Annotated in this window: 6 protein-coding genes; all 6 read left to right on the top strand. The window is 69.9% G+C overall.

Annotation, left to right across the window (positions count from 1 at the left end):
• Positions 1-19 precede the first annotated feature (19 nt).
• A complete protein-coding gene (polA, locus tag ACQ393_RS08505; protein WP_430646399.1) occupies positions 20-2,707 on the top strand; it encodes a DNA polymerase I in 2,688 nt (895 codons plus the stop codon).
• Positions 2,708-2,805: 98 nt separating this feature from the next.
• Positions 2,806-4,470 (top strand): DUF885 domain-containing protein, encoded by a 1,665-nt coding sequence (locus tag ACQ393_RS08510; protein WP_430646400.1) that lies wholly within the window; start codon positions 2,806-2,808, stop codon positions 4,468-4,470.
• A 179-nt stretch (positions 4,471-4,649) separates the two neighbouring features.
• Positions 4,650-6,098, top strand: a complete 1,449-nt coding sequence (rpsA, locus tag ACQ393_RS08515) for a 30S ribosomal protein S1 (protein WP_430646401.1) — start codon at positions 4,650-4,652, stop codon at positions 6,096-6,098.
• 174 nt (positions 6,099-6,272) lie between these two features.
• Entirely contained in the window at positions 6,273-6,890 is a 618-nt protein-coding gene (gene coaE / locus ACQ393_RS08520; RefSeq protein ID WP_430646402.1) for a dephospho-CoA kinase, read from the top strand.
• Positions 6,891-6,954: 64 nt separating this feature from the next.
• Positions 6,955-9,018: an excinuclease ABC subunit UvrB gene (uvrB, locus tag ACQ393_RS08525; protein WP_430646403.1), complete on the top strand. Its 2,064-nt coding sequence runs from the start codon at positions 6,955-6,957 to the stop codon at positions 9,016-9,018.
• 108 nt (positions 9,019-9,126) lie between these two features.
• Positions 9,127-12,018 (top strand): excinuclease ABC subunit UvrA, encoded by a 2,892-nt coding sequence (gene uvrA, locus ACQ393_RS08530; RefSeq protein WP_430646404.1) that lies wholly within the window; start codon positions 9,127-9,129, stop codon positions 12,016-12,018.

Consider the following 12,018-nt stretch of genomic DNA (forward strand, 5'->3'; position numbering starts at 1 on the left):
CCGCTTGTAGTCTGTTCGGGTGCCCGACCCCACCCCCGTGAAGCCCACCCTGCTCGTCGTCGACGGCCACTCGCTGGCCTACCGCGCCTTCTACGCCCTGCCCGTCGACAGCTTCAGCACCCGAGACGGCCAGCACACCAACGCGATCCACGGCTTCCTGTCGATGCTGCTCATGCTGCTGCGCAACGAGCGGCCCACCCACCTGGCGGTCGCCTTCGACACCTCCCGGCAGTCGTTCCGGACCCGCGAGTACACCCAGTACAAGGCGAACCGCAGCGAGACCCCGTCCGAGTTCAAGGGCCAGATCGGGCTCCTCAAGGATGCGCTGCGCGCCATGCGGATCACGGTGCTCGAGAAGGAGGACTACGAGGCCGACGACATCCTCGCGACCCTCGCCACCCGCGGCGCGGCCGAGGGCTACGACGTGCTCGTGGTCTCGGGCGACCGCGACACGATCCAGCTCGTCGATGACGACATCACGCTCCTCTATCCCAACGTGCAGGGCGTCTCGCAACTCAAGCGGTACGACGCCGACGCGGTGGTCGAGCGCTACGGCGTGCGGCCCGAGCAGTACCCCGAGGTGGCCGCTCTCGTCGGCGAGACGAGCGACAACCTGCCCGGCATCACGAAGGTGGGCGAGAAGACCGCGGTGAAGTGGCTCGGGCTCTACGGCAGCCTCGACGGCATCCTCGAGCACATCGACGAGATCAAGGGCGTCGTCGGCGACAACCTGCGGCGCGAGCGCGAGAACGCGATCCGCAACCGCCGGCTCAACCGCCTCGTGCGCGACCTCGAACTCGACGTCGAACTCCCGGACCTCGCCGCGCAGCCGATGGACGAGGCCGCCGTGCGCGAGATCTTCGACCGTCTCGAGTTCAAGACCCTGCTCGAGCGCGTGACGAAGATGGCGGCCGAGTCGAACGGCCTCACGGCCGACGGCACCGCGGCGCTCTCCGCGGAGGCCGAGCCGGCGGCGACGGCGCCCGTGGCCCGCGCACTCCGGGGGGAGGAACTGGCCGAGTGGCTCGCGCGTGCGACGGCGGCCGAGCCGGCCGGCCTCGGGCTCAGCCTCGAGGTCCTCGACGGCCGGGTGATCGGCGCCGGGGTGGCCGGGACGACCGAGAGCGTCCGCGTCGACTGGGTCGCCGGCTCGCCGGCGCTCGCACCGTTCGAGGCGTGGCTCGCGAGCGACGCGCCCAAGGTCATGACCGATGCGAAGCCGCAGCTCAAGGCGATGCGTCGATCCGGCCTCGCGTTCGACGGGCTGGTCGTCGACACGCTCATCGCCGGATGGCTCGTCCGCCCGAGCCTGGCGGAGAAGGACCTCGTCGACCTCGTCGCCCGGTACCTGCGCGAGACGGTCCCCATGGCGGACCCCTCGCAGCTCGTGCCGGACGCCGACCGCACCGCGGGAGCACCCGAGTTCGCGTGGTACTCGCTGCGCGTCGCGCCGCACGTGCTCGCCGCGCTCTCCGAGGGGTCGCGACGCGTGCTCGCCGACATCGAGATCCCGATCGTCGGCATCCTCGCCGAGATGGAGCTCCGCGGCGTGACCGTGGAGCACGAGCGGCTCAGCGACATCTCGGCGCTGCTCGGCGAACGCGCGGCATCGCTCGCCGAGTCCGCGTACGCCGAGATCGGCCGCGAGGTGAACCTCGGTTCGCCCAAGCAGCTCCAGGAGGTGCTGTTCGATCAGCTCGGCATGCCGAAGACCCGGGCGACGAAGACCGGCTACTCGACCGACGCGGGCGCCCTCGCCGACCTGCAGGAGACGAACCCCCATCCGTTCCTCGGGCTGCTGCTCGAACACCGCGACGCGACGAAGCTCCGCCAGATCGTCGAGACGCTCGACCGGTCGATCCAGTCCGACGGCCGGGTGCACACGAGCTACGTGCAGGTCGGCACCACGACCGGTCGCATCTCGTCGACCGACCCGAACCTGCAGAACATCCCGGTGCGCACCGAGGAGGGCCGCCGCATCCGCGCCGCCTTCACCCACGGTGCGGAGTACGCCGAGCTGCTGACTGCCGACTACTCCCAGATCGAGATGCGGATCATGGCGCACCTCTCCGAGGACCCGGGCCTCATCGAGGCGTTCCACTCGGGCGAAGACCTGCACCGCTTCGTCGGAGCGCGGATCTTCGACGTCGATCCGGCCGACGTCACGCCCCTCATGCGCACGAAGGTCAAGGCCATGTCGTACGGGCTCGCGTACGGGCTCAGCGCCTTCGGGCTCTCGAAGCAGCTGCGCATCGACCGTGCGGAGGCGACGCAGCTCATGAAGGACTACTTCGAGCGGTTCGGCGCCGTCCGGGACTACCTCCGGGGCGTCGTCGGGCAGGCGAAGGTCGACGGCTACACCGAGACGATCTTCGGCCGGCGCCGACCGTTCCCCGACCTGAACAGCCCGAACCGGGTGCTCCGCGAGAACGCCGAGCGCGCGGCGCTGAACGCCCCGATCCAGGGGTCGGCCGCCGACATCATGAAGCTCGCGATGATCGGCGTCGAGCGCGAGCTCCAGACACGCGAGCTGCGTTCGCGCATGCTCATGCAGGTCCACGACGAGCTCATCTTCGAGGTGGCCGAGGGCGAGGGCGACGAGCTCGAGGCGCTCGTCCACGACCGGATGTCGCACGCGGCCGAGCTGCTCGTCCCGCTCGACGTCCAGGTCGGGCGGGGGCGCGACTGGGAGGATGCGGCGCACTGATCCGATGCGGCGCACCGAGCCGCGTCGCGTCACGGACCGGAAGCGAGGGCGCCTCGCCGCTTGGCGGGCCCGGCATCCGCTCGTCTAGGCTCGCCGACATGGCCACCGCTGACCGCACTCCCACCGACGTCGACCGCATCGCCGAGGAGTGGGTCGACACGATCGTCGACCTGAATCCGACCGTCGGCACGTACATCGGCCGCACCGATCAGGACCACCGCCTCCCCGACTTCTCGCCTGAGGGGCATGAGGCGCGCATCGCGGCGGTGCGGTCCGCACGCACCGCGCTCGAGACGACGACGCCGGTCGATGACGTCGACCGGATCACCGTGGCCGACCTCGGCGGCGAGCTGGGGCTCGACCTCGAGGCGGATGCCGCGGGCCTGCAGCTGCGCGACCTCAACGTCATCGCGAGCCCTGCGCAGGAGATCCGCGAGGTGTTCGACCTCATGCCGACGGCGGGGGAGGCGGACTGGTCCCGCATCGCGAGCCGGCTCGCCGCCGTGCCTGCGGCGATCGACGGGTACGTCGCGAGCCTGCGACTCGGCGTCGAACGGGGGATCGTGCCCGCCGTGCGACAGGTGCACGAGGTCGCCGTCCAGGCGCGTCGGCACGCACGTGCCGACGGGTTCTTCGCCTCGTTCGTCGGCGGTGCCGAGGCGGTCGTCGGGCCCGCGCTGCGGCGCGACCTCGATGCGGGCGCCGCGGCCGCGGCATCCGCCTACGGGCGCCTCGCCGAGTACCTCGACGACGAGCTCGCGCCGCGCGCGGGCGAACGTGATGCGGTCGGCAGGGAGATCTACGCGCTCCGCTCGCGGCACTTCCTCGGTGCGGTCGTCGACCTCGACGAGACGTACGAGTGGGGGATCGAGGAGCTCGCGCGGATGGTGGCCGAGCAGGAGGCCATCGCGCACGAGGTCCTGCCCGGCGCCGGGGTCGCGGAGGCCGTCGCGCATCTCGAAGCCGACCCGTCGCGCAAGCTCGTCGGCACGGACGCGCTGCAGCGATGGATGCAGGAGACCAGCGACCGCGCGGTCGCCGAGCTCGGCGCGACCCAGTTCGACATCCCCGAGGCGATCCGGACGCTCGAGTGCCGCATCGCCCCGACGCAGGAGGGCGGGATCTACTACACGGGACCGAGCGACGACTTCAGCCGGCCGGGCCGGATGTGGTGGTCGGTTCCCGAAGGGGTGACCGAGTTCGACACCTGGCGCGAGAAGACCACGGTGTACCACGAGGGCGTCCCCGGCCACCACCTGCAGATCGGCCAAGCGGTCGTCAACCGCGGGCTGCTGAACACCTGGCGACGGCAGCTCGCCGGAACGTCCGGGCATGCCGAGGGGTGGGCGCTGTACGCCGAACGACTCATGCAGGACCTCGGCTACCTCGACGACCCGGCCGACCGGCTGGGCATGCTCGACGCGCAGCGCATGCGCGCGGCGCGCGTCGTGCTCGACATCGGCGTGCACCTCGGCAAGCCCCGTCCGGACGGCGAGGGGACCTGGACGGGGGAGTACGCGTTCGACTTCATGGCGCGGAACGTCAACATGCCGGCGGAGTTCGTGCGGTTCGAGGTGCACCGGTACCTCGGATGGCCCGGGCAGGCGCCGTCGTACAAGGTCGGACAGCGGATCTGGGAGCAGCTCCGCGACGACGTCAGGCGGCGCGAGGGTTCGGCGTTCGACATCCGCTCGTTCCACCGGCGCGCGCTGTCGCTCGGCGGCGTCGGCCTCGACACCCTGCGCGGTGCGCTGGCGGCGTGATGCGCCGGCGACCCGATGCGCGCGGGCGCGACACGCCCGGCTTGCCGATCGTGACGGCGAACGGCTAGGATGGAGCGTCACTCGTGTGACGATCCTGTCCGCCTGCCCGTCGCGGACCAACCAAAGACACCGCTCTTCCCGCGTCGGGCCCGATACTGTCCATTCGGAGCATCCACTACATGACAACCGCAACGACCAAGGCGCCCAAGCAGGTCGCGATCAACGACATCGGATCTGCTGACGATTTCCTCGCCGCGGTCGAGAAGACGCTCAAGTTCTTCAACGACGGCGACCTGATCGAGGGCACCGTCGTGAAGATCGACCGCGACGAGGTCCTCCTCGACGTCGGCTACAAGACCGAGGGTGTCATCCCCTCCCGCGAACTCTCCATCAAGCACGACGTCGACCCCAGCGAGGTCGTCGAGGTCGGCGACTCCGTCGAGGCCCTCGTTCTCCAGAAGGAGGACAAGGAAGGCCGTCTGATCCTGTCGAAGAAGCGCGCGCAGTACGAGCGCGCGTGGGGCGACGTGGAGAAGATCAAGGAGAACGACGGCGTCGTCACCGGCTCGGTCATCGAGGTCGTCAAGGGCGGCCTCATCGTCGACATCGGCCTCCGCGGCTTCCTCCCGGCGTCGCTCATCGAGCTGCGCCGCGTCCGCGATCTCACGCCGTACCTCGGCCAGGAGATCGAGGCGAAGATCCTCGAGCTCGACAAGAACCGCAACAACGTGGTCCTCTCGCGTCGCGCCCTGCTCGAGCAGACCCAGTCGGAGTCGCGTTCGACCTTCCTCCAGAACCTCCACCCGGGCCAGATCCGCAAGGGCGTCATCTCGTCGATCGTCAACTTCGGTGCGTTCGTCGACCTCGGTGGCGTCGACGGTCTCGTCCACGTCTCGGAGCTCTCGTGGAAGCACATCGAGCACGCGTCCGAGGTCGTCGAGGTCGGCCAGGAGGTCACCGTCGAGGTGCTCTCCGTCGAACTCGACCGCGAGCGCGTCTCGCTGTCGCTCAAGGCGACCCAGGAGGACCCGTGGCAGGTCTTCGCGCGCACGCACGCGATCGGCCAGGTCACCCCGGGCAAGGTCACGAAGCTCGTCCCGTTCGGCGCGTTCGTCCGCGTCGCGGACGGCATCGAGGGCCTCGTGCACATCTCCGAGCTGTCGGGCCGCCACGTCGAGCTCGCCGAGCAGGTCGTGTCGGTCGGCGAGGAAGTGTTCGTCAAGGTCATCGACATCGACCTCGAGCGTCGCCGCATCTCGCTCTCGCTCAAGCAGGCGAACGACGGCGTCGACCCCGAGGGCACCGAGTTCGACCCGGCGCTCTACGGCATGCTCACCGAGTACGACGAGCAGGGCAACTACAAGTACCCCGAGGGCTTCGACCCCGAGACCAACGAGTGGCGCGAGGGCTTCGAGGCCCAGCGCGAGAAGTGGGAGCAGGAGTACGCTGCAGCCCAGGCTCGCTGGGAGGCGCACAAGAAGCAGGTCGCGGCCTCGCTCGCGGCGCAGGCGTCGGACGACTCGTTCTCGTCGGGCACCTCGTCGTACTCCAGCGAGTCGGCCGGCGCGGGCACCCTCGCCGACGACGCCTCGCTGGCGGCGCTGCGCGAGAAGCTCTCGAGCAACTAGTCGCGTCGGGCAGCCTCGCGCTGCACGCACCGCGCACACGGAAGGCCGGTCCCCCCGCGGGCCGGCCTTCCGGCGTTTCCACGCACGGATGCCGCGAGGGAACCGGCGGCGGGCCTGCCGCGCCGGCGGCCGCGGGTGTCGGACCGACGGTCGCACCCGAATAGAGTGGGGGTCGTGTATCTGATCGGTCTCACCGGCGGCATCGCGTCGGGCAAGTCAACCGTCGCGCGTCGTCTCGTCGAGCACGGCGCCATCCACCTCGACGCCGACCAGCTCGCCCGCCGGGTGGTCGAACCGGGCACGACGTGCCTGCGGGCGATCGTCGACGCCTTCGGCGAGGGCGTGCTGCGCTCCGACGGCACGCTCGATCGGCAGCGGCTCGGCGAACTCGTCTTCCGCGACGACGAGGCGCGCGCCCGACTGAACGCCATCGTGCATCCGGCGGTGCGCGAGCTCTCCGGCACGCTCATCGCGAAGGCCGAACGGGACGACCCGGACGCGGTGGTCGTGTACGACGTCCCGCTCCTCGTCGAGGCACAGGTCGACCACCCGTTCGACCTCGTGGTGGTGACGAGCGCGCCCAAGCGCACGCAGGTCGAGCGGCTGGTCGAGGAGCGCGGCTTCGACCCGATCCAGGCCGAGGCCCGCGTCGACTCGCAGGTGAGCGACGAGGAACGCCGGGCCGTGGCGGACGTCGTGATCGACACCGGCGGCACGCTGGCGCACACGATGAGCCAGGCCGACGCGCTGTGGGTCGACATCGATCGCGCGCGACGGGCGAAGCGCGCCTGATCCCCGCCGTACGCCGTCGGCGTACCCGGCCCCGGTGTCGGTGGGCCGACCTAGACTCGAATCCATGCAGTCGACCCGTTCCGTGCGCCCGTTCGAGGTCGTCAGCGAGTACGCGCCGAGCGGCGACCAGCCGCAGGCCATCGCCGACCTCGCGGCCCGCATCAACGCCGGCGAGACCGACGTGGTGCTGCTCGGCGCGACCGGCACCGGCAAGTCCGCGACCACCGCCTGGCTCATCGAGCAGGTCCAGCGACCCACGCTCGTCCTCGCGCACAACAAGACGCTGGCCGCCCAGCTCGCGAACGAGTTCCGCGAGCTCATGCCGAACAACGCCGTCGAGTACTTCGTCTCGTACTACGACTACTACCAGCCCGAGGCGTACGTGCCGCAGACGGACACCTTCATCGAGAAGGACTCGTCGATCAACGCCGAGGTCGAGCGGCTGCGGCACTCGACGACCAACTCGCTGCTCAGTCGGCGCGACGTGGTCGTCGTCTCCACGGTCTCGTGCATCTACGGCCTCGGCACGCCCGAGGAGTACCTCAATGCGATGATGCCGCTCCAGGTCGGGCAGCGCGTCGATCGCGACTGGCTCATCCGCAAGTTCGTCTCGATGCAGTACCAGCGCAACGATGTCGACTTCTCGCGCGGCACCTTCCGCGTCCGCGGCGACACCATCGAGATCATCCCGGTCTACGAGGAGCACGCCATCCGGATCGAGATGTTCGGTGACGAGATCGAGGCGCTGCACAGCCTGCACCCGCTCACCGGCACCGTCATCGCGAAGCTCGACGCGGTTCCCGTCTTCCCCGCCTCGCACTACGTCGCGAGCGTCGACGTCATGCAGCGCGCGATCGGCACGATCCGCGACGAGCTCGACGAGCGGCTGCAGGAGCTCGAGCGCGAGGGCAAGCTGCTCGAGGCGCAGCGGCTGCGCATGCGCACGACCTTCGACCTCGAGATGATGGAGCAGATCGGCTTCTGCTCGGGCATCGAGAACTACTCGCGCCACATCGACGGCCGCGCGCCGGGCGAGGCGCCGCACTGCCTCCTCGACTACTTCCCCGACGACTACCTCGTCGTGATCGACGAGTCGCACGTCACCGTCCCGCAGATCGGCGCCATGTACGAGGGCGACGCGTCGCGCAAGCGCACCCTCGTCGAGCACGGCTTCCGGCTGCCGAGCGCGCTCGACAACCGGCCGCTGAAGTGGGACGAGTTCAAGGACCGCGTCGGCCAGACGGTGTACCTCTCGGCGACCCCGGGCAAGTACGAGATGGGCATCGCCGACGGCGTCGTCGAGCAGATCATCCGCCCGACCGGGCTCGTCGACCCCGAGATCGTCGTGAAGCCGACGAAGGGGCAGATCGACGACCTGCTGGAGGAGATCCGGGCGCGCGCCGAGCGCGACGAGCGCGTGCTCGTCACGACCCTCACGAAGCGGATGGCGGAGGAGCTCACCGACTTCCTCACGGAGGCGGGGGTCCGGGTCAGGTACCTGCACTCCGACGTCGACACGCTCCGGCGCGTGGAGCTCCTGACGGAACTCCGCGCCGGCGTCTACGACGTGCTCGTGGGCATCAACCTCCTCCGCGAGGGCCTCGACCTGCCCGAGGTGTCGCTCGTGGCGATCCTCGACGCCGACAAGGAGGGCTTCCTCCGATCCTCGACCTCGCTGATCCAGACGATCGGTCGCGCCGCCCGCAACGTCTCGGGCGAGGTCCACATGTACGGCGACGTGATGACGGACTCGATGCGGCTCGCCATCGAGGAGACGAACCGGCGACGCGACAAGCAGCTCGAGTACAACCGAGTGAACGGCATCGATCCCACGCCGCTGCGCAAGCGGATCGCCGACATCACCGAGGTGCTGGCGCGCGAGGAGGCCGACACCGCCAAGCTCCTCGCGGGCCGCGACGGGCGCAGGACCTCGCCCGTGCCGATGAAGCGCGACGGCATCGCGGCGGCCGGTGCGAACGACCTCGAGGAACTGATCCGCGACCTCAACGACCAGATGCTCGAGGCCGCCGGCGAGCTGAAGTTCGAGCTGGCCGCGCGCCTCCGCGACGAGGTCTCCGAGCTCAAGCGCGAGCTGCGGCAGATGGAGAAGGCGGGGCACCTCGGCTGACCGGGACGGCGAGCTGGAGGCGGCATCCGACTGGGAATCGAACGTGTGTTCGCTCTCAGCAGGTGCCGACGCGGCAGGAGTGTCGGAGGGCGTTCGTAGACTCGTAGGGTGCCAGTTTCACGTCTCGATGCCCATTCGCGCCTGAGTGTCCGCGGGGCACGCGTACACAACCTGCGCGACGTCGACGTCGAGATCCCGCGCGACGCCATGGTGGTCTTCACCGGCCTCTCCGGCTCGGGCAAGTCGTCGCTCGCGTTCGACACGATCTTCGCCGAGGGGCAGCGCCGGTACGTGGAGTCCCTGTCCGCGTACGCCCGGCAGTTCCTCGGCCAGGTCGACCGCCCCGACGTCGACTTCATCGAGGGCCTCAGCCCGGCGGTGTCGATCGACCAGAAGTCCACCAACCGCAACCCGCGCTCGACCGTCGGCACGATCACCGAGATCTACGACTACATGCGGCTGCTCTGGGCGCGTATCGGCGTTCCGCACTGCCCGGTCTGCGGCGAGCGGATCCAGCGGCAGACGGTGCAGCAGATCGCCGATCGGCTGATGGAGCTCGAGGCGGGCACGCGCTTCCAGGTGTTGAGCCCCGTCGTCTCGCAGAAGAAGGGCGAATTCGTCGACCTCTTCCGCGAGCTCTCCGGGCAGGGCTACTCCCGCGCCGTCGTCGACGGCGAGCTCATCCGCCTCGACGAGGCGCCCAAGCTGAAGAAGCAGGTCAAGCACGACATCTCGGTCGTCATCGACCGGCTCGTGGCGTCCGACGACATCCTCGGCCGGCTCACCGACTCGCTCGAGACCGCGCTGCGGCTCACCGACGGCCTCGTGCAGGTCAACTACGTCGACCGCGAGGGGGATGCCGCGTGGCAGACCTTCTCCGAGAAGCTCAGCTGCCCGAACCAGCACCCGATCGCGCTCACCGAGATCGAGCCGCGCACCTTCTCGTTCAACGCGCCGTTCGGCGCGTGCCCGGAGTGCTCCGGGCTCGGCACGCGCATGTCGGTCGACGAGGAGCTCCTGCTCGGCGACCCCGCCCTGAGCATCGCCGAGGGCGTCATCCTGCCGTGGACCTCGCAGGGCCGGAGCCTCTACAACTACTACGAGAAGCTGCTCGACGGCCTGGCCCGCGATCTCGGGTTCTCGCTCGACACCCCGTGGGAGGAGCTCGACGCCGACGCGCGGCATGCCGTGCTCCGCGGCGACAACTTCGAGGTGCGGGTGCGCTGGCGCAACCGCTACGGGCGGGAGATGAGCTACACGTCCGGCTTCGAGGGCGTGGTGCCCTACATCGAGCGCCAGTACCTCCAGGCCGAGACCGACGTGCAGCGTGCGCGCTGGGCCGAGTACCTCCGTGAGATCCCCTGCCCGGTCTGCCGCGGCGACCGGCTGAAGCCCGAGGTGCTCGCGGTCCTCATCCACGACGCCTCGATCGCCGACGTCTGCCGGCTCAGCCTGACCGACGCGCGCGCGTTCATGGACCGGCTCGAGCTCACCGATCGCGAGCAGGCGATCGCCGCGCAGGTGCTGCGCGAGATCAAGCTCCGGCTCGACTTCCTGATCCGGGTCGGGCTCAGCTACCTCGACCTGGCGCGCGCCGCCGGCACGCTGTCGGGGGGCGAGGCGCAGCGCATCCGGCTCGCGACGCAGATCGGGTCGGGCCTCACCGGCGTGCTGTACGTGCTCGACGAGCCCAGCATCGGACTCCACCAGCGCGACAACCGCCGGCTGATCGACACGCTGGTCGCGCTCCGCGACCTCGGCAACACGCTCATCGTCGTCGAGCACGACGAAGACACCATCCGCACCGCCGACTGGATCGTCGACATCGGGCCGGGGGCCGGCGTGCACGGCGGCACCGTCGTCCACAGCGGCAGCTACGCCGACCTCATGAAGAACACCGAGTCGCTGACCGGCGACTACCTCGCCGGCCGGCGCGAGATCGCGATCCCGGCCACGAGGCGGCCCGTCGACCCCTCCCGCGTCATCCGCGTCGAGGGCGCGCAGGCGAACAACCTGCGCGGCGTCGACGTCGAGTTCCCGCTCGGCACCTTCACGGCCGTCACCGGGGTGAGCGGGTCCGGCAAGTCGTCGCTCGTGAACGACATCCTGTACCGCGTGCTCGCCAATCGACTCAACGGCGCCCGGAAGGTGCCCGGCAAGCACCGCCGGGTCGCGGGGCTCGATCACCTCGACAAGGTGGTCCACGTCGACCAGGCGCCCATCGGCCGCACCCCGCGGTCCAACCCGGCGACGTACACCGGCGTGTTCGACCGCATCCGCACGCTCTTCTCCGAGACGGCGGAGGCGAAGGCCCGCGGGTACCTGCCGGGTCGGTTCAGCTTCAACGTCAAGGGCGGTCGCTGCGAGGCGTGCTCGGGCGACGGCACGATCAAGATCGAGATGAACTTCCTGCCCGACGTCTACGTCGCGTGCGAGGTCTGCGGCGGCCAGCGCTACAACCGCGAGACCCTGCAGGTGCACTACAAGGGCAAGAACATCGCCGAGGTGCTCGAGATGCCGATCAGCGAGGCGGCCGAGTTCTTCGAGCCGATCTCCGCGATCCACCGGTATCTCAAGACCCTGGTCGACGTCGGGCTCGGGTACGTGCAGCTCGGCCAGAGCGCGACCACGCTCTCGGGCGGCGAGGCGCAGCGCGTGAAGCTCGCGACCGAGCTGCAGCGGCGCTCGAACGGGCGCAGCGTCTACGTGCTCGACGAGCCGACGACCGGACTCCACTTCGAGGACGTGCGGAAGCTCTTGAAGGTGCTCGGCAAGCTCGTCGACAAGGGGAACACCGTGATCGTGATCGAGCACAGCCTCGACGTGATCAAGTCGGCCGACTGGATCATCGACCTCGGGCCAGAGGGCGGCTCGGGCGGCGGCCAGATCGTCGCCACCGGCACGCCCGAGCAGGTCGCCGAGGTCCACGAGAGTCACACGGGGTACTTCCTCCGCGAGATCTTCGAGGCCGCCGTCGGCCCGGCGGTCGCCGCCAGCTGA

Source organism: Agromyces sp. GXS1127, assembly GCF_050565425.1.
GTDB lineage: Bacteria > Actinomycetota > Actinomycetes > Actinomycetales > Microbacteriaceae > Agromyces.